The 23,833-nt window shown below is 40.7% G+C and carries 19 protein-coding genes; 5 read left to right on the forward strand and 14 right to left on the reverse strand.

Going from position 1 to position 23,833, the window contains the following annotated elements:
- Positions 1–2: 2 nt before the first annotated feature.
- Together GM921_RS09510 and GM921_RS09515 are read right to left on the reverse strand one after the other, a co-directional pair.
- On the reverse strand, positions 3–692 hold the full coding sequence (locus GM921_RS09510) for a hypothetical protein (RefSeq protein ID WP_182922412.1): 690 nt from the start codon (positions 690–692) through the stop codon (positions 3–5).
- A 381-nt stretch (positions 693–1,073) separates the two neighbouring features.
- Positions 1,074–1,706 carry a DUF6266 family protein gene (locus GM921_RS09515; RefSeq protein ID WP_182922413.1) on the reverse strand — a complete coding sequence of 211 codons (633 nt, stop codon included), beginning with the start codon at positions 1,704–1,706 and terminating at the stop codon, positions 1,074–1,076.
- 706 nt (positions 1,707–2,412) lie between these two features.
- On the opposite strand from GM921_RS09515, the gene GM921_RS09520 reads away from it, so the two are divergent.
- Together GM921_RS09520 and GM921_RS09525 are read left to right on the forward strand one after the other, a co-directional pair.
- A complete protein-coding gene (locus GM921_RS09520; protein ID WP_182922414.1) occupies positions 2,413–4,125 on the forward strand; it encodes an ATP-binding protein in 1,713 nt (570 codons plus the stop codon).
- A gap of 284 nt (positions 4,126–4,409) precedes the next feature.
- On the forward strand, positions 4,410–5,138 hold the full coding sequence (locus tag GM921_RS09525) for a hypothetical protein (RefSeq protein WP_182922415.1): 729 nt from the start codon (positions 4,410–4,412) through the stop codon (positions 5,136–5,138).
- Between the two features lie 324 nt (positions 5,139–5,462).
- Here GM921_RS09525 and GM921_RS09530 read toward each other — a convergent pair whose 3' ends face one another.
- Together GM921_RS09530 and GM921_RS09535 are read right to left on the reverse strand one after the other, a co-directional pair.
- Positions 5,463–6,899 (reverse strand): amino acid permease, encoded by a 1,437-nt coding sequence (locus GM921_RS09530; RefSeq protein ID WP_182922416.1) that lies wholly within the window; start codon positions 6,897–6,899, stop codon positions 5,463–5,465.
- A gap of 462 nt (positions 6,900–7,361) precedes the next feature.
- Positions 7,362–8,069, reverse strand: coding sequence for a hypothetical protein (locus tag GM921_RS09535; RefSeq protein ID WP_182922417.1), 708 nt, complete (start codon positions 8,067–8,069; stop codon positions 7,362–7,364).
- Positions 8,070–8,257: 188 nt separating this feature from the next.
- Between GM921_RS09535 and GM921_RS09540 the strand changes: the two genes are divergently transcribed.
- Positions 8,258–9,697, forward strand: a complete 1,440-nt coding sequence (locus GM921_RS09540; protein ID WP_182922418.1) for an AAA family ATPase — start codon at positions 8,258–8,260, stop codon at positions 9,695–9,697.
- A 49-nt stretch (positions 9,698–9,746) separates the two neighbouring features.
- On the opposite strand, the gene GM921_RS09545 is transcribed toward GM921_RS09540, so the two are convergent.
- The 9 genes from GM921_RS09545 to GM921_RS09585 form a co-directional block, all read right to left on the reverse strand.
- On the reverse strand, positions 9,747–11,786 hold the full coding sequence (locus tag GM921_RS09545; RefSeq protein ID WP_182922419.1) for a DUF4365 domain-containing protein: 2,040 nt from the start codon (positions 11,784–11,786) through the stop codon (positions 9,747–9,749).
- 164 nt (positions 11,787–11,950) lie between these two features.
- A complete protein-coding gene (locus tag GM921_RS09550; protein WP_182922420.1) occupies positions 11,951–12,745 on the reverse strand; it encodes a PRTRC system ThiF family protein in 795 nt (264 codons plus the stop codon).
- Complete coding sequence (locus GM921_RS09555) at positions 12,742–13,452, reverse strand: PRTRC system protein B (protein ID WP_182922421.1); 711 nt, start codon at positions 13,450–13,452, stop codon at positions 12,742–12,744. The genes GM921_RS09550 and GM921_RS09555 overlap by 4 nt, the downstream gene beginning before the upstream one ends.
- Positions 13,445–14,614, reverse strand: a complete 1,170-nt coding sequence (locus GM921_RS09560; RefSeq protein WP_182922422.1) for a hypothetical protein — start codon at positions 14,612–14,614, stop codon at positions 13,445–13,447. Before GM921_RS09560 ends, GM921_RS09555 begins: the two co-directional genes overlap by 8 nt.
- Entirely contained in the window at positions 14,598–14,816 is a 219-nt protein-coding gene (locus tag GM921_RS09565) for a PRTRC system protein C (RefSeq protein ID WP_182922423.1), read from the reverse strand. Before GM921_RS09565 ends, GM921_RS09560 begins: the two co-directional genes overlap by 17 nt.
- 11 nt (positions 14,817–14,827) lie before the next feature.
- Entirely contained in the window at positions 14,828–15,367 is a 540-nt protein-coding gene (locus GM921_RS09570) for a PRTRC system protein E (RefSeq protein ID WP_182922424.1), read from the reverse strand.
- 184 nt (positions 15,368–15,551) lie between these two features.
- The gene (locus GM921_RS09575; protein WP_182922425.1) at positions 15,552–16,013 is read right to left on the reverse strand and encodes a hypothetical protein; all 462 of its coding nucleotides are present in this window, start codon (positions 16,011–16,013) and stop codon (positions 15,552–15,554) included.
- 14 nt (positions 16,014–16,027) lie between these two features.
- The gene (locus tag GM921_RS09580) at positions 16,028–16,411 is read right to left on the reverse strand and encodes a single-stranded DNA-binding protein (RefSeq protein ID WP_182922426.1); all 384 of its coding nucleotides are present in this window, start codon (positions 16,409–16,411) and stop codon (positions 16,028–16,030) included.
- 302 nt (positions 16,412–16,713) lie between these two features.
- The gene (locus tag GM921_RS09585) at positions 16,714–17,310 is read right to left on the reverse strand and encodes a UPF0758 domain-containing protein (protein ID WP_182922427.1); all 597 of its coding nucleotides are present in this window, start codon (positions 17,308–17,310) and stop codon (positions 16,714–16,716) included.
- 126 nt (positions 17,311–17,436) lie between these two features.
- Between GM921_RS09585 and GM921_RS09590 the strand changes: the two genes are divergently transcribed.
- Positions 17,437–17,835 carry a hypothetical protein gene (locus GM921_RS09590; RefSeq protein WP_182922428.1) on the forward strand — a complete coding sequence of 133 codons (399 nt, stop codon included), beginning with the start codon at positions 17,437–17,439 and terminating at the stop codon, positions 17,833–17,835.
- A 27-nt stretch (positions 17,836–17,862) separates the two neighbouring features.
- Here the strand turns inward: GM921_RS09590 and GM921_RS09595 are convergent, their stop codons facing one another.
- Positions 17,863–21,108: a dsDNA nuclease domain-containing protein gene (locus GM921_RS09595; protein WP_182922429.1), complete on the reverse strand. Its 3,246-nt coding sequence runs from the start codon at positions 21,106–21,108 to the stop codon at positions 17,863–17,865.
- Positions 21,109–22,365: 1,257 nt separating this feature from the next.
- Between GM921_RS09595 and GM921_RS09600 the strand changes: the two genes are divergently transcribed.
- Positions 22,366–23,808, forward strand: coding sequence for an aminotransferase-like domain-containing protein (locus tag GM921_RS09600; protein WP_182922430.1), 1,443 nt, complete (start codon positions 22,366–22,368; stop codon positions 23,806–23,808).
- Positions 23,809–23,833 lie beyond the last annotated feature (25 nt).

Genomic DNA, 23,833 nt, shown 5'->3' on the forward strand with positions numbered 1-23,833 from the left:
TTTTAACCTTGCATTAGCATTAGAATATCTAAATCATTGAATTTTTGTTCGCTAGGCATATTAAAATAATAGCTAGGTTCTTCAATGCTCCCCCTCAAATTTGCATTTGATAGGGTATTAGTCGTTTGTACATTAAATTGACCGCTTTTATTCACAAAAAACGATCGTTCGTTTAAAACTTGTTCATTTTTGTTAACCAAGGTAATTTGTGAAACCCCAATTGGAAACATACTTTTAGGCAAAACAAAATTACTTACTTGCTTATTAGCCATAATTTGCGTCATAAAATACAACTGCTCATTAGCCAGTCCAACCAACGTAAGTTCCTGATCACGTAAATCCGAATGAACCGTTATATGAATTGAATCAGAATTTAGATTATTATTTACCTGTAATGTCGTTCCCTTATTAGTGCTTAAAGGCAAGGTTTTACTAAAAGAACCATTAGCTGTTTCTATCCTTGCAATATACTTTTCACCAGCCTGTGGTGTAAAGACAAAAGAACCCATCCCTTTAACATTAGATTGAAATTCAACAATTTTAATCTCTTTAGAATCTACTATCTCTCCATGTATAATTAAACTCTTTCCGTCTACACCGATAGCTTTAAAAGCCATTTTCTGTTTTTTATCGCTCAGCCAACTTCCACCTTCTGGTAAAAATTGCACAGTGACTTTAGATAATTGCATCATTTTTAAGGACATTGTTTTTTCAAATAATATTAAGCGAGCATTGAGTAGACTTTAAATTGTAATTAGGATCAGCATGTTTTATGAATTAAATGTAAATTATTATCTAAAAAAGCAGAAATAAAGCACTACGCAAACGATTGCGAATATAAAACCTAAATACATACTAACTCCCTCACTATTAAGCATATTGCATCATATACACCTTTTAAAATCTCCTTTATAGCTAAAAAGACTTCAAATCATGTATAACATAAAGCAATCAAATATTGGAATAAAAATAATAACACGCAAACGATTGCGTAAAATAATTTAAAAATAATGTAGAAACATTAAAACATTACCTAGTTTATAGAATAAACGGCATTGAGGTGACTTAAGTCACTAAGTTAACGATAGTACACCTAAATAATAGCTATTGCTTTGTGCACTTTGATCGTAAGCTACAAAAGCTATATAAACCTGCACTTCATGGCCAGCAGAATTGGGTGGCATTGGAAGTATAGCTGTGCCCGTATGTCGTTTTGCTGCCGCAAGATCATACACAGCCTCGCCAGTTTTTGGAACATAGGCCAATACCATAGCTTGGTCTATTCCCTGATAGTTTCCTTCTTTACTCCAGTTAAAAACAATTTCATTGCCATTCAGTTCCATGCTTATAGTTTGTGGTAAGGGCATAGAACCGAAACTCACCAATGCCAACGCCGGATCAATTAAATAAGTCTCGTCGGCATTTTGTTTGAATGCGTGTTTACTGTTGTAAGATTTTGCTGCTACAAAGCCTTGATAAGTAGGCGCATAATTTTTAAAACCAACACGCAAAAAGTCCAAGAGTGGTTTGAGCCATGTCTGCATCTGTGCAAACTTATCTCTATTCGCCTGTTCTAGTTTACTAGGTTTCTTTGTTCTTTTTTTTGACCATCCCCTAATAACATCCTGACCATTTAACTGATAGCCTATAACAGAGCCTACCTTACCCGAGAAGCCACCCTTAGCTCCGTTTTTTAGTATTGCCATTTCTTAAGTTTTTAGTATTGTGTAAATCTCAAGAGGGATGCCATTACTATGGTAATGAGATTTGTGACTAATTTATCTAGTCATCGTTAACAAGGTAGGAAAGATTATTGACAACTTAAAGTATAACTAATGCTTTACTCAAAATAAACAGGGATTTTACAGGGGCTATATAGGGATTTATCCGTGTTTTGTCCCTGTAAAGTCCCTGTTAACCCCCTGTTTAATCCCTGTTAAATTAATTTAAATAGTAAGCATTCTCAAGCCTGACCTCCATACTATCGGACGATAACTATAACAAAAAAAGTTGGCACTCAGCAGTATCGCCTTAAAACAATTTTTGCTTCTCTTATTAATATTAAATACCTTATGAAAGATCGAATTTCCTCAAAAGCAAAAACCCTGCTCTACTTATCGTAAAGTGGCATTTGTAGCTGGGATGAGAGATTTATACAATGCCCTTGGATTTTAGAGTTAACAAATTCTGCTGAATACGTTTTGCTCATATCTTGCAATTTCTTAACTCGTCCATAATTTCTTGCTTTAAACGTGTAACCTTTTGAGTATCTGCAAAATTCTAATAGAAAATGGCATATTGTTAACGTATACCCTAGCTTTATTCCCTATAGTTGTATAAAATTTAGATGAAGCAATGGGAAAACCCATATCAATTAAGTACTTTTAATTGAATTGACCCTCGCAAGTGCAGATGATCGAAAATACTTTTGGGAAGAACATCATTCCCGCCAACGACCCTCAAAGATTGGTAGCGCTAAAACGCTACCGCATCATGGATAGTCCATCGGAAGAATCATTTGATAACATTGTTAGGTTATGCACCCAGATTTTTGAAGTTCCTATTTCCCTTGTATCGCTTGTTGATGCAGAACGTGTTTTTTTCAAGGCAAATGTTGGCATGGGCAATGCAAAGGAAGCAAATCGTGGCAAAAGCCTTTGTGCACTCGCAGTTCTTGACCCAGAAGTGACCGTTTTTGAAGATGCACTGAAGGAACCCTGCCTTATAGCTAACCCCAATGTTGCAGGGGAATTTGGTCTTCGTTTTTATGCGGGAGCGCCGCTTACCACACATGATGGTTTTCTTATCGGTACCCTTTGCGTCATAGACAAAACACCAAGGATATTTTCTAAAAAAGAAAGGCAAATATTGGCTGGAATGGCAGCTGCCATTATGGATCAGATTGAATTACGCCTCTCTGCACTTGAAGAAATTGAAAAGCATCAGACAAAAAATGCAATAATTATTGAACAGCAGGAGGAAATGAGAACCATCAATGAAGCACTGATGGCCACAAATGAAGAGCTTAAAATGTCGCATGAGGAGATGATTAATTCTCGTAATTCGGCGCTAGAAGTGAGAGAAAGATTAGAGATAGCATTAGATGCCAGCAAACTTGGGTCAACTGAAGTAATGCTGTCTACTGGAGTAATGAACAGTACACCGCAGTTTAAGGCAAATTATGGTTATGGAAAAGATGAACCATTTACCTATCCTGATCTTTTCAATGCAATATTACCTGATCATCGTGATAGGATTAAGAACTTGGTAAAGATTGCCATCGATAGGAATGATATTTATAAGGCAGAATATCCAGTTAAGTGGCGTGATGGTTCTATCCATTGGATTAGTGCCCATGGAAGACCACGATATGACAAGAATGGAAAGGTTGATCGAATGGTTGGAATGACTTCGGATATTACCGAGAGTAAGCTGTTTGAACAACGTAAGGACGATTTTCTTAGTATTGCCAGTCATGAGCTAAAAACACCTGTTACAAGCCTAAAGGCATCACTACAGCTTCTAAATCGAATAAAAGACAATCCAACTTCGCTTACACATATAAAGCTTATAGAGCAGGCTAATCGGAGCATGGAGAAAATGGACGTGTTGGTTAGCGATCTTTTAAATATGAATCGAATGGCTGAGGGTCAGCTTAAGTTGGATTTGGAAACTTTTTCAATAGCAGAAATGCTCCAGCAATGTTGTAATCATATACGTGTTGGCGGAAAATATGAGCTTATTATTGAGGGTGATAGTGACCTTAAGATCCATGCAGATCAGCACAGGATTGATCAGGTGGTTGTTAATTTTGTGAACAATGCAGTTAAGTACGCACCCAAATCGCTAACAATTAACCTAAAAATAGAAAAACAAGGCAGCAACGCAAAAATATCGGTGACAGATAAAGGGCCAGGAATTTCACCTGAAACTCTTCCTCATCTCTTCGATCGCTATTATAGGGCAAGTTACGAAAGCAAGAACTATTCGGGGCTCGGATTAGGGCTTTATATCTGTTCAGAGATCATTAAACGTCATGATGGAGAAATCGGAGTAGAGAGCCAGCTTGGCAAGGGAAGTACCTTTTGGTTTACTATCCCTATCAATCTCCAAACAATTGAATAAACGAAAAAGGCTTTTATGGTTTTAACCATAAAAGCCTAGTTTCAAAGTAGCGGTGACGGGAAATATTTAGAACAATTAATGGAGCTTTTGGAGGTGTTGGAGCCTATTTTGAAAAACGCAAGTGAAGAACACCAACACAATGAAATATAACTTATTGCTTTACAATTAATAACTTGATATACCAATGATTTGATGTTTTAAATTAATAAAGTATTGCTAATCCATGATAAGTCAGCATGTGATTTCCATCAAATCTTACAGCTTTTCCCTAGTTAAAAAAGATCATGAAAAAAATTTTTAGTTTAGCATTGGCAACCCTTATCTCATTTGCTGGGTTTTCACAAGTACAAAAGCCCATAGAGGTTCAATTTAAAATGCTGGAAAACAAAACCAGCACTGGAAAAAAAGAAATAGCTATGTCAGTTTCCATTATTAATCATACCGATAAGGCTATTTATATACCCGGCTTTGATCTATTTGCATCCTTTTCGGGAGTACATTTTTATCAAAAAGAAGGCAAGGTTTGGAAGGAGATCAATATTGATACTCATACTTATCAGCTTGATCCCGAAACCAACAAAATCAACCATACCACATTTTATGACGATGCAAATAGCCTAAGTAAAAAGTTTAGTCCAAACATCCGTTACCTAAGAAACTATCAGGACAGTTTACTGAAGGCCTATACCAAAGTGGCGCCAAAGGAGCAAACTACGATCTTGAATGTTCTGAATATGCAGGAACCGCTATTCTTAAAGCCAGGGCAAAGACTGGATAACTATTTTGTTAAAAGCTTGGATTATCTTCTGACCAAAAAGATGATATTTAAGATTTCGTTCAACTCGGAACCTCTTGACTCTTTAAAATATTACCGTGGGCCATATTTCTATTCCCGAGGCTCGAGAGTTAAACAAGAACTTCCTTTCCCAACCAAGATTTTTGGTTATCAGGTCTATTATCCAAAAAGTATAGGGTCCAATGTGTTAATTTTCAATAACAACCCTGCACCGTGAAAGATGTGGATACTTTTGGAATACCTCTCAATTAATCACAAACTTTTTTCAGTCGCTTAACAAAGCTAGCAATTGCAGCACATTCAAGTCAAGATGTTCCATGATGGAACCAGTTGTCATTCGGCATTTGATCTCGCAATAGTGACTCCAAAATCGCTCAAAATTGCACCTTACTGTAAAACTCACTGTTGGTATGTGAATTCTCGAATATTTTAACACGTATGTAAAACAAAAAATCCCGCTCTCAAATACGTTTATACAATTACAAATGGGTATTATAATGCATTAGTAGATAAATAGCAAATCCTACAACTGTGTTTTATTTCAGCGATTATTGCTTTTCCTTTTACTCACAAACAGGTAGCAAACATAAAGTAGTAAAATCCATCCTGGAATTAACTCAACTGACATTTTTAATCCTGTTAGCCACATAATTACTAAAATACCCACCAGAAATACTAGGCATATATAATTTGATAATGGATAGATAAAAGATGGAAACTTGGTTTTTATCTGATCAGCGTCTTTACTCCTTCTAAATTTCAAATGAGTAATGCTAATCATTAGCCAATTGATAATTAGTGATGACACAACCAATGACATCAAAATCTCTAATGCTTTATCGGGCATTAGCTTATTGATGATAATACATATTGCTGCAAACAAGCTTGATATTAGAATTGCATTTATAGGCGCTGAGTTCTTATTGAGCTTCGATAAAAATGAAGGTGCATTTCCTTGTTCTGCCAACCCAAATAACATCCTGCTGTTGCTGTAAACACAACTATTATAAACAGACAGCGCTGCCGTTAACACAATAACATTAAGCACATTAGCTATTAAACTTGTAAAGTAAATGGTTTTGCCTAAAAGACTAAACTGAAAGCCTTTTAAACTTTCAAATACCATAACAAAGGGGCTACTATCTGTGGTAATGTTTTTCCATGGGGATAACGAAAATAGGATTACGAGCGCACCCACATAAAAAATCAGAATTCGGTAAATAACCTGATTAGTAGCCTTTGGAATTGTTTTTTCGGGCTGTTCAGCTTCCGCAGCTGTTATCCCAATTAATTCTAGTCCACCAAATGAAAACATGATTAATGCAATTGCAGCAAACAATCCTTGAAAACCCCCTTTCCCATCTACATTTAACAAACCTTTCGGGAAAAACCCGCCGTCATTCCACAAATTTTGAATGCTTGCCTGTTCGCCTCCATTACCACTAAACAGCAAGTAAACACCAAAAATAATCATGGCAATAATGGCTACCACTTTTATAATAGAAAACCAGAATTCTACCTCGCCATACACCTTAACAGAAGTAAGATTTAAGGCATTAATAACTATAAAAAAGAAAAGGCTTGATGTCCACAGTGGGATTTCAGGCCACCAGAAATGTACGTAAATACCAATGGCCGTTAGCTCCGACATACTTACTAGGATATACAGCACCCAATAGTTCCAACCAGAAGCAAAGCCAGCAAAAGATCCCCAGTACTTATTGGCGAAGTGGCTAAAGCTACCCGAAACAGGTTCTTCAACTACCATCTCGCCTAACTGGCGCATAATAAAAAAGGCAATAATACCTGCTAGTGCGTAGCCTAAAATTACAGATGGGCCAGCCAATACAGCTGCAGGACCAATACCTAGAAATAATCCCGTCCCTATCGCTCCGCCGAGAGCAATTAACTGAATATGCCTATTTTGTAACCCTCTTTTGAGTTTTGTACCCTCAGGTTTTTCGCTTGTTTGTTTCAAAATCTATGAAATTTACTTTACACTAGGTGTATCCCTAAAAATTTCAACAAAAATGGGAACTTATATTGATTATTTTAAAATTTCCTTTATTTAACCTGTTTGGATTTCATTTTTTGGTTGCATGGAGTTATTTAAACTTGAAAGCTTTATTTAGATCAAGCGTAAAAATTAGGTGAGGAATTTTTGTAGGTGAAGAGATTGGGCGAAAGATAAGGACATAAAAAAACCACCAATCGGATGTGATTGATGGTTTTTTTGTAGCCCGTAGGGGAATCGAACCTACTCGCTAAATGTCTTATTTTCAACGTTTTACAAACAGTTCATTTTGGACTCACCGAATAACTCACTGCTTTGAAAACTTGTATCTAGTTGCAATTGCTTTCTACTTCAAATTTACTGATAATCAGTTAATTCACAAAATAAAAACACATTTTTTATTTATTAGCGCAGCATGGGCAAACCCTAGCTTTGTTCCCCGTTCGCTTTCTTAAAATCATAATAGACATCTTCTAATTTCCAGGTATGTTTTCTTATCCCATCGACGAGCTCCATCAACTGGGTACTATAACGGACATTTCCGAATGCAGCGGCCACTTCGGACTCGATCACCCATAATGAACGGGAATGATAGTTGAGCTTTCTTTTGAGTTCCTTCAGGCGCTCCTCGCTCATTCCCTTGGAAGCCATTGAAGGCTTTCTTTTTTTGAGTTTGGCCAGGTCCAGTTCGTAAACAAATCCCCTGTCCCCGGAATCCCTAAAAACAAAGCCCAGGTTTAGGGCTACTGCTTGGCTCGCTTCCACTTCTTCTTCTGAAAGCTGCTGTGGATCGATAGAAATCTGTTGGGTTTCCCTTCCTGTGGATAGATCAGGCAATATGACCTGTGCCATCGCATTGGTCAAAATCCCTTTCTTCCTGTGTTTTGGACCCACGTACCAATGCAGGTCCGTACACATGTCCAGTACGACCGCTACATAAACACCATGCTCGTTCTTTATAAAATAAAAGGAATATGGTCCGTCACCAGAGCTGATCGACATTTTTGGTGTAGGGAGCTCATCCCAATATTTTCCGTAATCGACTGTTTTTGATAACGGGGAAAGGAAAATATCTTTGTGTTCGGTTCTTTTGTTCAGCCTGTTGAGCAGGGACTGGAATTGGCTTGTTTTCATCTAAGCTATCTGGTTTGTTGGACTACAAATTACTGAATTTTTTTTTGCAACACCTATAGTTTTGGCGCGTTATAAAAAACTATACTGCGCCAAAACACAATTAAAAAACATGGTTTTGGCGTGGTATAAAATTTATATTGCGCCAAAACTAATTATTTCATACCTTTATACCAATAAAATTTAGGTTTATGGAAAAAGTAATAGGAAGAACAGAGGAAAAGGCAATACTCGGGATGATAGAAAAATCCGGGGAAGCCGAACTACTTGCCGTTTACGGTCGTAGACGTGTGGGAAAAACCTTTCTGATCAGGAACGGGTTTTCAAAACCACCGGTTTTTGAGTTTTCCGGAATACACCATGCCTCGTTAGAACAGCAACTGGAAAGCTTCAGCCTTGCCCTGACAGCAGCTACTGGAACGACCATACCTTTGGCCACACCGACAAGTTGGCTACAGGCGTTCAGCATGCTCAAGCAATATCTTTCTCCGCTGCTGGAAAAAGGTAGAAGCGTAATATTCATAGATGAATTCCCATGGATCGATACTCCAAGATCCGGCTTTCTTCCCGCGTTTGAGAATTTCTGGAACAGCTGGGCTTCCAAGGAAGAAAACCTTATTGTAGTAATCTGTGGATCGGCTGCCTCATGGATGATCAAAAAGGTTATCAATAACCGTGGCGGGCTGCACAACCGGGTAACAAAAAGAATAAGGCTCCTGCCCTTTACAGTTGGTGAAACAGCTGCCTATCTCAAACATAGAAATATCAACCTCGATAAATACCAGCTTTTACAGCTGTATATGGCTATGGGAGGCATTCCCCAGTACCTGAAGGAAATCCAACCCGGTGACAGCGCAGCCCAGACGATAGACAGGTTGTGCTTTACCAAAGACGGACTACTTCATGATGAATTCAAGAACCTGTACCATTCCCTTTTCGATAGTGCACAGAACCATATAGATATCGTTAAGGCCTTGGCAAAAAAAGGCAAAGGAATGAGCCGCACAGAAATCATCAAAGCATGTAAACTGACAAGTGGCGGTTATGCAACCAAGTTATTGGAAGAACTCAGCGAATCAGGATTCATAAGCCCTTACATTCCCTTCGGAAAAACCAGTAAGGATGCGCTTTATAAGCTTACCGATGAATATTCACTTTTTTACCTCAAGTTCATTGAAGGTAGCAAGGCAACCGGAAGTGGGACATGGCTTAGGTTCAGCACGGGGATTTCCTGGACAAGCTGGAGCGGAAGTGCATTCGAAAGCATCTGTATGAAGCATATCCCACAACTAAAAAAAGCGATCGGGATCGAGGCTGTATATGCAGAGGTGTCTGTATGGAGGTACCAGCCAAAAACAAAAACAGAAAAAGGAGCGCAGATAGACTTGTTGATCGATAGGAATGATTCATGCATCAACATCTGTGAAATGAAGTTCTCTTCAGGTACTTTTGAGATCAGTAAGGGATATGCAACCGAACTGGAGAACAAGCTTACTGTTTTCCGGAACCAGACCAAAACAAAAAAAACATTGTTTCTTACTATGATGACCACCTTTGGGGTAAAGAATGCGGCTAATTATCCAGGCCTTGTCCAGAAAGAAATTACCATGGACGCATTGTTTGATATATAATCCAAAAAAAGCTAATGCGACGTATCACTGCAACGGTACAGATTTTTGGCTATATCCTATAGGCTCCGAGTTCTCGAAGGTCTTTACGTACCTTGTGTATTCTTTCCAGGCTCTCAGGTCCTCTTTCTGCCGAGAAGCCTCCATCTGGTCCCTCATTGACAATGGGGTTTCGGAAAGCATTGACAATTGGCATAGCACCAATTTTCATTATATTCATTATGCATTCCTTTGCGCTGGCGGTAACATTCAAAACCTCAAAAACACTTTCCAGCTTCTCTTTTGAAAAGCAAAAACTGCCCAAGGGAAAAACCTGGAGATAAATTTTCTCTCCTGTTATTGACGGCTTACTTTGACGGTCCTCCATATCCATCTTTTCGATTTCATTCTGTAAAATGACACCTTGTTGTTCTTTCTCTTTTACCTTGGAAATAGTTGATGTTACAAATGCAGTAAAGAGCTCATGCGAGGTTCCTCCGTTCCTAAGATAAGTGACTTTAGATTCAAGTCCATGCCACTCATTATCCTTTATTCGATTTTCCATGTCCTTCAGCACAGATTCTGCCAGTTCCAAATCACCAACGAAATGCAACAGCTCATACTGTTGGGATAGCGCAGCAATCATATTATCGGAAACCCCAATCTGTTCATACATCAGTGCGATGTGTCCCGCGCATGCCGCTTGATCCCTGAGCAGTTCCTTTTCTTCTTCTGATAAGTGGGAAGTAATAGTCAAGGTAGCCCTATCCATCCCCATAACGATATCTGCGTAGAATGTCTTGATATATAAAATCTTAATCCCGTTCAGGCATATCGCATGATAGGTAAACTGGTTTCCTCCCTTTTGTGCTTTCGCTTTCAATTCCGTGAAATGTTGGTTGTATTGGCTGACCTCTTCGTCCCTTAGCCTAGACGCTTTTGGAGAGAGAGAGTAGGTCCCCATGGAATCCCTTAATTTTATAAGATAATCCAACAACTGATCATTCAGGCGATGACCTTCAACACTCAGGACATAGCTTTCCGCAATCATACTTATGCTTGGACTACAGTGCGGTGAAGCCAAAACAGAATTGACTTCTTCATGAAACCGTAATAATTTTTCTGAATTCCTATCTGAACTTATATACCAAGTCTTGAACGCTTTTTGCAACCTAAGAAACAGACCCAAATATTCCGAATCCATCAATGCTTCCATATAACCTTCACTTTGCTCAGCATCGATCATTCCCAGGTTAAGCTTTGATTGCGCCCTGTGATATAACAGCATATTCCTCACTTCTGGATCAAGTGCCTCTACATACCTGTCCGCTAGCTTATAATGGCGAAGTGCATCGTAATGTAATCCTTTGTAGTGGGCGGCGGTTCCGCATATAAAATGAAATGTAGGGGACGTGATTTCCTGAGGGTAGCAACGCTTTTCAATATCCAAAATTTCAGAAAAGCGGCCATCATTCAGCAAACGGAATCCGAAGTTCTCCAGAAATTTTATGTTTTCGATTGGGCTATAGACATGCTGGTTTTTTTGGATAACAACTGGTTCGGTGAGCTCTTTGCCATCCTCGGAAAGCTTCAGTGCTTTGTTGATCGCTCGCCTAAGATAGCCATGGCTGAGGATTTCGGTGCGAATGCCTCCTATGACATCCCCATTCAGCAGATTCTTGAATTTGATGGTAAAACTCTGGGGATAGTGAGCGTTCGGGTATTTTTCCCTTAGTCTGTCGTCAACCTCTTTGGCACGTTCGTAATAAAATATATCCTCATCGGCATGGTACAAAACATAAAAGGCAGGTAGACCGTCATTGAGGAGATAGTTTATATTTACTACAGGTATCGATAAAGAAATGCTTCCATCTATATTCTTTGACAAAGAGTTCGTCGCTTTAAGCTGTACCGGAAACCTGAGGTTGGTATGATTGCCGTTCAGTTTAACTTCGATAAAAAAGTCAATTCCCCTGTCATATTGCAGTTCGTCACGGATCTCAAAATCTTCAACCTCGAACATCGCACGCAACTTGTTCCGGGAAACTGTTTCCAGGTTGGCATTGGCATCCGACTTTGGCAGTGGTTGATTATCGAATTCTTCTCTGGTCATTAATTTATCTGGCTCTACGAAGATATCGAATAAATTTAAAAGATACGTTTGCTAGCAGTACAAAGCTTAAATGGTTGAATTTCTAACCAGCACTTATCAGGCACTTGGAAAAATTTTAAAAAATGGACTGAACCATCTTCCTGTAATTAAATTTCCAGCCTATTTCAGATTGGAATTGGCGTAGAGCGAAAATCCGAAAGGTTCAAAAAGAAACCTCTAGATTCTAGAACGCCTAATCTGAACATCGACCAAAGGAGCGATGCGCCCATGTTGGAAAGCACCGAATTGATGAACAAGTCCTGTCTGTTTAGTGCCTGTGCAAGTGAACAGCTAGGTTCCTCTATGTCAGATACACCCTCAAGGATATTAGGAAAGGTTTCAAAAATATCGGCTAGACTAGCTACCGTTTTGAACTTTTCCGATTCGGGCTGTTTGATTTCCCCGATGGTAGAAAGCAGTACCTGCCCCGAATCCCTGCCATTTCCCAAATCAAGCCAATACAGTGGTCTGTCCCTGTGGTTCTTCAAACGCTCCTGTGGAACTAGGATTTCTGCAATGCATTTTCTAGATTCTACGGTATCTACACAGGAAATAGTGATGTTAGCCAAATAGCTGTCGGTTTTCGATGCCACCTTTTCAAACCGTTCATCCACCGCTTTCCATTTTGAGCCGAAAAACCTGTTGGTGCGGTTGATCAGGGCGACCGCCTTGTTCAGACCAAGTTCACTTTCGGCAAACAGTTGCCTGCCCAAATTGGATGGTTCGATTACGTCATGGTCGAACAGGGTTACCTCAAAACCGCAATGGTTCATTTCCCGAAGTGCAAAGTTCATCCTTGCAAGTGCGGTAAGGAAAGTACTGCCCGTACCACCTGCACCAATGAGATTGATGGAAATGGGATTGGTCGGGTTCAGCAAATAGGATGGCACGATATGTACACGCTCTTTCTGCTTTTTCATTTCAGTAGTGTTTTAAGTGAAATCTTGGATTTAACAAGTTTGGCTAAGGGAAAAGCAGTCTGGTTTTCCATCTGCCTTTTCCATAGTGCGACGGTTTTTTCACCATCTACCGCACCGCTGTTCAGCGTGTGGCTAAAGGTGCTGTTGAAGTAGAATTTCTCCCAAAGGGACATGAACTCTATTAGCGAACATCCATTGGGAATCTGTTTTTTCACGTTCCCCATACAGACCGCTCCACTTTCATATACATTGAAAAATGGGGCATGGAAAAGCTGTTCGGATTCGATTGGACGGTCATCGGTTTTCATTGCAAAAACCTGCAAAGAGTGCTTGCCCGCTTTCCAAAGCATGGGCGGTATCTGTGCCATCCCATCAGCTATCCCCAAATCTGCTTTGAAGAACAGGTTGACTTGTTTGGAAGGTGTATGCCATACTGCAAAGCCATCCTTTTCGCTGTTGAGGTAGAGCAGGTTTTGGGGAAACATTCCGTTTCCCCTTAGATAGGTAGCTTTGAGTTCCTCGCTATTGTCGAGCGCATCTGCCAATTGTTGGCTTTCGTCAACTGAAAGCGGATGGGCATTGATTGCCCGTCCACTCAAACCGATATCATAGCTTTCGATATAGTATTCCTCTTTTTTGCCCCGATAAAAGAGCAACGCCTTAAATGGCTTATAGCCATCGGCAATGATTTCTGTTAGGTCATTCATGGGATAAATCAATTATGTTATCGGAAAGTTCATGGAGCAGGGCGAATAGCCTTGTTTCAAAATCATGGTCATGGGTATCTTTGGATTGTGGGACATCAAAATATTGGAGCGTGGTCGGTTCGTCTATCAGACAGCATTCGTTCAGTTCGGCGTTGATGCAGTCCATGAACTGGTCATGTACCATTTCATTGAAGTCCCAAAAAAAGTGCATGTACTGCTCCACCCGAATGGTCGCCTCGTCCCCGTCATTCCCAAATGGGGGAAATATGTTTCCGCCTATGCCACGAGCAGGGTATTGCTGATAAAGGGCAAAGATTTCCCTTGCGGTCTCTTCAAACTCCCATTCTGCTGTTGTATTTGCGCTAAAACATTCCATCCGATGGGCGAACAGTTCAAAGTTTTCCCTTTGCGCCATCATCATCAGCGAAACCTTTCCCCTTTCCCATAGTTCAGAGAAGAAAACATCATGTGCTACCTTGTCCTCTTGCTGATAATCCTCATCGTTGTCCCACCAATCTTCTAGCATGGCATAGGTGTAGCCGAGATAGGATTCTTCCCCTGCAAAATGTTCAATCCCGACCACTTGGAAAAGGTAAGCGTAAACGGACAGCAATAATTCGCCCACGATTTGGCTTTCTTTTTTTTCAATCAGCCTAAGCATCGGTGCAACGGGAAGATAAAACAGCACACTCCCCGATGGACAGGTCTTTACCGTAGCGATCCTTGCAGGGAAATTTGAATCCTGCAAAAGTCGGATATCCAAATCCCCATCTGCTATCTTCAACCGTTCCCTTAAAATATCCATCCCCACAGCTAGGTTAAAGGGATAAGGCATTGGGCTTAATGGGAATTCCTCCCACCCGTACAGCTTGCACAGGTTTTTTGCCGAGCAGTAAAACCCCTTTTCGATTTCTTTTTGATAGAATAGTTCATCATGGAAATCCGACAGCAGGGGTGCAAATTCCTGTTTCAGAAAAGCATGTCTATCAAATCTCTTGGTGCGCTTCTGCTTTTGTGGGATTGCAAATCTGCCTGTTCTAACGGTGTGCTGAGTCTTTCCGCCATACGCCCTAACTGTTGGTGCAAGTGCCATATCTTTGTATAGTTTTTGATTGCTACTATTTTTGCTTTCTTGGTTTTCATGTTCAGCCTTTCGTTCCAAGCGTAGTGATGAAACGGTACTGCACCTCGTCCCTTTTGATTTCGGGACCCTCGATGTTCGCATTGGTGAGTATCGGGTAGGACCCTGAATAGAAGTGCTTCACTTCTTCGGGCGAGAACTCTCTGCGGGGGTCGTCCAATCTGATTTCCCTGCGGTTCACCTCAAAGATGAACACCCGTTTTAAAATTTCTGTAATCAGCATGAGACTTAAGTTTAGGTAGTGAACAATGACATTTTCTCTTTCTGCGCTTTGCGCTCCTCCAGCTTTGTACGCAGTCCATCGAGTTCTTCGCCCTTTTCGGGAAAATCTTCACTCGATGGCAATACCGCCAACGCTTCTTCGTATTTCATCTGCCCGTTGAGCGTTTTTGCCTTTTCGATTAGACCGTCATAACGCTTTTTGCGCTCTGCCTTATCTTCTATCTTTGCAGTTGGCGAACCATTTTCAGCAGGTTTCTTTTCCGTTTTTGGCTTGATTTCGTTCTTGGCTTTTTCGATGCTCAAGAGATGGGCATCAACACTAGCAAAAAGTTCTGCGGTACTTTGAACGGGCGCAGAAATCGCCCCAAAAAACCCCTCGTCAAGTTCCTTTGCCGTACCGTTAAAGACAATCGGTGCGAGTGCCTTGCCATCTGCTTCCTTTTCCAGCAGTACCGAAACAAGCATGATTTCATCTTGCACAAAGGCAATGTTTATTTTCCAAGCACCCGCCTTTGGCAACTGCTTGATTTGGCTAAAAAAATTTGTTTCCATGTTTTGTTTTTTGAATGGTTAGTTGGGCAAATCGGTATTGAACTCTTTGACGAGTTCCCAATGCGGATAAAAACCGCTAGTAAACCCTGCACGTAAAAGGCGCAGGATTTCTTCCAAGAGGAACTCCATTTCCTCTTGGGTATCGGTCGAATCGTATATACAGATAGTTACCATAACCTATTTGTTAATCCTCCATGTTGATTAGTTCCTCGACATCAATTTCGATTTCCGAAAGGAAATACTTTGCAGAGTCCGACAAACTGCCAAGCGAAAGGGGATGCTCTGAAAGCACAGCCTTGAGTTTCTCTACATCTTCATCCTTGTACAGATAGGTAGAACCCATAAAGTTTCCGTACACATCAAAACCTGCATCGTTCTGCAAATCAAATCCCGAAATTTCCTCGATTTCATTTCTTGCAATCTGCAGGATGGAATCCATCACCACATAACAGGGGTCGATGTTCGCTATCTTGGTTTCGCAGGATTCGCTAAACTGCTCTACCTGCTCAAATGCCCAGTCCCCATCATGCCCCGATGCAATCGCATCAGCTACCGCTTTTTGGATATCCAAGTAACCGTAAGGGCAGAACTGCGACTTAAAGTTTTCGATTTCGTTTTTGAGATAATCCTTATCTATGCTTTCCATGTCATCCCCCTATTTTAAAATGGCAAATCGTCCTCTTTGTCTGCTGTTGCCACCTGTAAAACTGCGGTCGAGCCTTCCGCTTTTTCCGCTTTGGGCGTACCGCCAAACAATTTGATTTCCGAAACATGGCAGGTCAAAGCACCTTTTGCTTCCCCGTCCTTTGCGATGTAGGCACGAACGCCAACACGCCCGAACACTTGCACTATACCCCCTTTTTTAAGGTATTCGGCAATACACTCGTTTCTGAAATACGAGCATTCAAAATAGTTCGTAATCTCCCTGCGTTCCTCTCCCATTCGGTAGCTGTCATTGACCGCAACGGTAAAGCGAACCACCTTTTTGTCTGTTTTGACCGTTGCAACCTCTGCATCAGCGGTCAATCTTCCTGTAATTTCCATAACTGGTTTTTTAAGTAAAAAATTTGAACTGTTGCTCCTTTTCGACCGTCCTCTCAAGAGATTTTTTCAAAAGAAAAAACGGAAAAAAAGAAAGCAAAGAAGACCGTGACCTCGAGAGCGCAGCGGAGCACTATAAGTCCCGAAGGGTGGACAGCGAAGCTGGCCATTATGCGTGCGCAGCCAGCGGAGGTCACGAAATTCGCCGCCTTTTTGTCCGTTTCGTTGAAAAAGACATTTGCCAAAACCATCAATTAAAACCACTTAAAAAATAGCTTGATCAACAATAAGGGCGATAAAATAAATTAAGGATCGGAAGGTGGAGGAAGCAGTTTGAGCTTGGCGGTATCTGAAAAAAGTCGTACCGCAATCTCAATGGCAGAAAGTATCGCACTGCATTTAGCAAGGCCCATCCCCGTAAACCGACCAAGCCGTTTATAACTTGCCCCGGCCAGACCTTTAAGTCCGCCAAAAGCATGGAGCATCCTGGCGGCCAAGGCTACCGCCGTTTCCTTAGGCGTACCGGAACCGATGAGTATCGCAACCAGTTCCGCGTCAGAAAGTGCAGACGGCCCATGGGCCAGCATCCTTTTCCGTGGCCGCATATCAGGTTCCCAAGATGGGATGCCTTTTTCACGCTTGACCTCAAATGGTGCTTCCTTGGGCACAAAAAATTTCAGGTGTCCTGCATGATGGCAGAGCGAGGAAAGTGCCTGAACAACCATGGGCAGGTCCCGCTCAAAGAACACGACACGGTTTCTGGCATATGTCCCATCCGGTTGCTTCTCGCTACAGGTGATCTGCATAAATCGGTGGCCGAGCGGCCCCTGCTTATAATCAAAAAAATAGTGGCGCATCGGCCCCGAGGGAAATTCCTCGCTGTACATGATATTGCTTTTCATAACTATCAGAATTGGTGAACCCCAAAGTTCAGCAGGTCCAGACCCGATAGCCGTATCACAAACAAAATAACCGATCTAACCGTTTATAAATCGGATAATCCATTGACAGCTAACAAAGTTAAGGACATGGCATCACTCTTGTCACCCCAGCACCGCGACTGTGCATTCTGCGGAAAAGAACTTTTCGGTAGGGCCGATAAAGCCTATTGCAATGATACCTGCCGTAATAACGGCAATAGGGAACGTCGAAAAAAACTGGCATGGTACGAACCGATATTCATTAGACAAATTAATAACATATTGAAACGTAATTACAAGATTTTGACCCAACAAGGAATCGATGAACATGGCCCAAAAACAGTCAGCCGATATAAGCTACTGGACGAAGGATTTAACTTCCATTACTTTACCAGCAACCTATCTACCAGGGCGGGAGAATATCGGTTTATTTACGATTATGGTTGGCGTGAGCTTCCAGAGGAAAAAGTTATGATTGTAACCAACCCTAAACAGGTAGAAATTTAGCTAAAATTAGGTTCAGGGACCACTTAGCTATAGGTAGCTGAGCTCTGGTATATCGTCAATAGCAAAATTAAAGCGGATATCTAGCAATTCCTTAATGGCGGAGAAATTCGGAAATCTGCTTTTATTTTCTAGCCCGAAATTTTTTAGAACATAGACGGTAGTCTGTTCAAGCTCCAACGTAAATCTAGCTGTCCGAAAATGAGAAAGGGAAAGAGGCCTGAAATCCAAAGATTCATTTTTATGTTTCAGCACATGAAAAACCCTCTGATACTCCTTTTCAAATGCTTCATTAGAAGGAAAATCCTCTCTCCTAACGTACCCATTAGTTTTGTGATTGAGAACAGAATTATAGATAGCCATTAGTATTTGCCAATCCAACCACCCTTTTTCCCTTAGCTCCTTTACAAAGCCTACAAATTCAGGATCGTTTTTCAGTTCAGCTATCGTAAGGTGTATAACCTCATGAGTAAGTTCATATCTGTCTTTGATCATGTCCAATGATTTGTCCTTATCGTACAGATCGCTTAAAGATGAATCCCAGCGCAATGCTTCTGTTTCGTTCAGGGAGATGTCGATTGGTAAATGCGCGATGGTATGCTTTTTTGATTTTTCAAAATTTTTAGACGGGATCAGGTTTCTGAACAATCTTTGATAAAGATACCCTGGAAGCGTTTTTCCAGCAAGATTTTCTTCCTTGAAGAAATTATCGACCTCTATCTGAAATTCCCTATCAGGCAATAAACTTAGTTCCTCAAGGATGATTTTGATTGCCATTGTGATTCTCGAAGCCTGCATCTGAATAGTGAACTTTTCCATGTTCTTTGCCTCTGCAGTAAAGATTTTCCAAGCATATTCTTCATTAGATTCCATCTGTTGGGGCATGCGGTTGACATCTGAAATCTCAATATGTACCGTGATATGCCCCCTTAGAAAGTGCATATCGTTTTTTGCCAAGCCAAATTGCAGAAGGATAATCTGCAATTCGGCTACAACTTCCTCTGCTAGGCTTGTCTGTTTCCAAGTGTTTGGAAATTCGATATTCCAAGTGCTCCCCAATGCCCTAAACCTAATTCTTCGATTTGGTCCAAGATCGTTCACGAAAGAATCATCACACCTTTGGCGGACAAATTCAGGAATATCAACAGTTGCAATGGTATCGTCCACATCATCTTTGATCGGCTTTATAAAATTCGTGTATAATGTGCCCATTTCACGGATTGTATCTTGGCACAACTGAAGTGTTTCTGGGATATGCCTAGGTAAGATTGAGAGAATGATCGATATTTGATTTATGGCCTCCGCAAGCAAATAATCGGTAGAAGGATCCATAACGGGATCTGTAAAATCTACCCTGGTTCTGATATAGTTCCTAAATGTCTCTAAGCAGCTTATCCACGCTCCTTGCCTAAAATCATTATTCAATATATGGGCAAAACCGTTCGACATGTATTTATGAAGCGCAGATGCGTCTTTAGCGCTCCATATCGCACTCATGGCATAATATTTACCTGCATAGTTGTTCCCAGCATGGGTATATAGGACTGAAAGCAAATACATGGAACCGATATACATGTCCATGGTGGCATCTTGGCAATAGATAGTTTTAGCTTTATGGAGGTAGTCCAATGCTCTGAGAATACTTTTTGGTTCATCGGATTTGACATATTTTAGCGATCTCTGGCGATATATATCCGCAGTAGCCAGTTCCCCTTTCTTGGCATTTGCAATTGGCATCAATTTATCAGATATTTCCTCAAGCCGTTCGATCAATCTGATATCGGCATGATGATAGATCATAATTTCGACATACCTGTTTATCCGTCTTGATAAGCGGACCACATCATGTTTAGGCGCAGTCGGTGACAATATAATTATCGCTTCAAAATGGACAAATATATTGTCGAGGGCTTTTGAATCTGCAACCACTGCCTTTTGCATAAGCAAGTTCGCAAGCATTTCGTGACAATCGCATTTTTGGTCATCATTTAGGTTTCCCTCTAGGGCCGTGTGTAAGATGCTACCAAGCTCTGAAGCCCACGAATCAATTGTTACAATATCAAGATCGACTTCGTTTAGTGCCTTGGCGCCGCGGATATTGCCAAACAGGTTTACGGCATCCTCCATTTGCTCTTTGTCGGTTACATCGAACTTTTGAGCATAAAGTTGTGCAATGTATTTTTCCATACCCTTCAGGCTTCCAGTAGGTTTAACATTGCGTCTGATAGGGAATTTTAGCCAACAAATTTCGCAAACGGCCCGAAACTTCCAAAACTCTGGTATTTGTTCCAGGCTGATATATTTTTCAAGTAGGCTGATCCAAAAAGGAGCATGGTCGGCAAGGTAGGTTTTTCGCCTGCAGTAGCTTGAGGCATGTAGGATCTGATGGAATTCTGAAGCCAAAAAATACTGCACATTTTCGACATCTTTCCAAATTGCATAATCCGCTTCATACCATTGGTCTCCGATATCCCCTGATTTCAATAGTACCGATTCCAAAAGCGTGCGGTCGACTTTTCGGTCTTCCGGCCGTTTTCCCATTGACTTTTCTGAGACCAGATAGTAAAGTTTTGTAAATATTGTTTCTGGAACTTTTTCTGCCGCACTGAACTCAATTTCGCTGATCGATCGGTAGGAGTTGGCTATTGAATTTTCTATAGCCCTGTCCGCATCAATTTGGCCGAACTGCCATCTGATTGTATAGATAAAATCTTCCCATACCTTTTGTGGAAGTTTTTCTAACTGAAGTTTTGCCCGGTTGATTTTCTTTCGGAGCAAAACATCTTTTGTATCGCTGCCAAATGGCATAGCATATTCAAGGACGATCGTTCTGACCTTATTGGCGCACTCGCTTTTCAGTTCCGGGCTCAAAGACTCCTGGTTCTCCATCCATTGGCGTAATAATGCAGCATCATTTCCCGCATAGTTCCCCGAAATCGAAACATTTGTTTCAAAAGTAAAATGGAGCTGGTTGTTATTATTGTTGTATTTCGCAAATAAGACAAAAAAGTGGCTGATTGCCTTGATGACCTCTTGGCTGGAGAAAGAGAAATTCTTGGAAGAATAAAGTTTCAGCTGCCTAAAATCGGCTATTCTGTTTTTTTGGTCGAGCACAAAGATATCGTCTTCGTACTCGCAATAGATAGTTCCATCTGTTTTCGCAAGATAGTTTTCAAGCCATGTTTCAACAGTGCGCAGAAACTGATAGTTGTAACCCTTTATTACTTGTTCAGCATCAGTGTCCTTTGAAAAGATGACCAGAGTTGAGAGCGCCATATATAGCTAAAGTACATAAAAGAATAAGATGTATTGAAATTATCCAATTATCATGTTGTTTGACATGTTTAGAAGCTTTCTTTCTCAACATGTTTAGATCGTAAAGATATTTAGGTGATTGGATCGTTAACCATGGAATAACTGGCGAGCCGTATTGACAACCTATGATTTTATGTCAATTTAATCGTCGCTATTTCGGCTATACCTCGGGTATATCTTAAATATCGTTTTCAATAATTTCGTTAGCACGCCATTTGAAAATAATTGACGTGATAGCGCACAAATTGGATTATGATAAAAACAACCAAATTTATCTATAGGGTATGGTAAAGAATAAAAGTTACAGTACATAATATTAATACCAAAGTCAATTCGAGTGAGATAGCCTGTCCTTTGGGAAGCATTTCAATCTTCCCACTTTTGAGATGTAATGCTACCGGTACTTAAAACGACTTGTCGTTTACCATTTGAAAGTAGCCTGGTATATTAGCGAATGGCATTTTAGCGGCAAAAAAATAAAATAGAGCAAAGTAGTTATTATATAAATAAGGAATTAAAAATTGACAATATGTTGAGTAGCATTATCACATGGCTGGCAGTTAAGTTTTCGATCGCCAGGAACCTGACCGATTGGATTTTTAAATGGGCATTAAGGAACAAGCCCCAGTCGATCAAAGAAAAATTTAAGGATGGAAACCTTGTTGAGCGTGAGACGATTTACCGATAACACAGTTCAAACGTCACAATCGTTAAGGATTGCTATGATCCATTTCCAGGATGTGGTGGAGGATATCATTATTTCATTACTACATAACGATAAAAGGAATATTCAAAAATGTATTTGAGTTTCTTATACATAGACACGTTTGCTAAAGGGTCAGACGTATCTATGTATAAGCATCTGATTTTCAATTAAATAAAAAGAATTAATGTACACCAAAAACCGGCCCCGCCCTGCCCAACCAAGGACCGATACGGCAATCACCAAATTTGGGTCCCATGACAAGCATAAATTTGGGGCAGTCTTCACCAAAATGAACAGGCCACTGCTAACCCATTGATAGACAACGAGAAAAATTTAAAATAAATTGACAAGTCAATTAAAACATAACATTTCATCAAACGCTCCCCCCGAATATACGGCGTATTGATAGGGCGGTTTCGTAAATAAAAGCCAGGCCACTTCCCTGATCCTGCGATTTGCCATAAATGTACTAGATTCGTGGCCTGAACCAGATATAGATCCTCAAGTACCCTATGCCCGAACACGACCTTTCGCTGTGGGAAATCCCGATAACGGGAAAAAAGCCCAGTTCCCTTCAGATCGAAGAGTTCATGATCGAAGTGATCAAAAGCCGGGCGGTGCTGCCTGGAGAGATTATTCCCTCGCACCGGGCAATTGCGCAATTGAATAAGGTCAATTGCAATACGGCACTTCGGGTCTATACCAAGCTGATCGCTATAGGATGGCTTGCTCACAAGAGGGGCAGCAAAGCAACTGTTGCGAAACATTTGCCGACCGACCAGATTTCCGACAAAGCTGGCCCCAATTTAACCCAGCTGCCTATTCCGTTGTTAAAATATATTCCTTTTAACAATTGTGCAACTGAAACAACAACACAGTTCGTCGAAATCGGACTCCCCCTGATCGAAAAGACAGTATTGCCTAAAAAATTAGCCAGAAAATTTTCTTCAGATCTAAACACTGGTGTCGTCTTAGGAATATGGGGACCAGATAAGCTGACTAAATATGTATTCGCTTATATTCTAATCCGAGGATTTAAGATCGTGCCTGAAAATCTGCGGTTGGTCAGGGGCCGTGCTGAATGCCTAAACGCAATTTTCAGTTCGATTTCCTCTGAAAGTGGTGTTATTATAAATACCGCTCCTCTGGATACGATTGTTTGCCATTCGCTACGGCACTGTAATAATGAGATTCTTAATATCGAGACAACCTATATCAATATTTTGAAAAGAATTGAACTCATTCTATCAAAGACTGTAATAAGAGCAATCTATGTGAGACCAAACAGTTCATATCCATTTTGTGAAAAAATGGATGAGGCGACCCGACTGAGACTGATCGCTATGGCGATGGAGAATGGCTTCTACATTATTGAAGAGGATGATGATCATGAATTTTGGTGGGGAAAGTCGCCCTTAAAACCCATGGCCCAAAACGAACATAACGGTCATGTCATACATTGTTGCGCAATCAGTAGAACAACGGCCTATATGCAGCATCTTAGGGCGGTTATTGCCCCCATCCCATTCATTAGCCATTTGAGCCTGTTAACTGAAATAGATAAAGGATACCGAGATCCTTATGAAGAAAAGAATATCCGAAATCTTTTGAACACTAATGAAATAATCCCGCTTTCTAGGCAAATCAGGCTTATTAAACTAAAGCATCTAAGGGCGCTGGATGAAATATTGCGTCATCAGCTTGGCAAACGCATAACCTACGAGTTGCCAGAATACGGTACGGCGCTTTGGATAAGTTTCCCTGAAAACGAAGATCTTGTTCAAATAATAGAAATACTTAAGAATGAAGGTCACATACTAAAGTCAACAAATTACCGGCGGCGTTCGACTGACCCAATAAATATGATGCGTCTCGATTTCAGTCAGCTTAGCGAAGTCGAATGTAGGAAAGTGGCTATAAAGCTCCGATTAATGCTTTCAAAGCAAAAACGTTAAGGGGCTCGGTCAAAAGTTGTCACTT

The organism is Pedobacter planticolens, from assembly GCF_014172375.1.
Classification (GTDB): Bacteria; Bacteroidota; Bacteroidia; order Sphingobacteriales; family Sphingobacteriaceae; genus Pedobacter; species Pedobacter planticolens.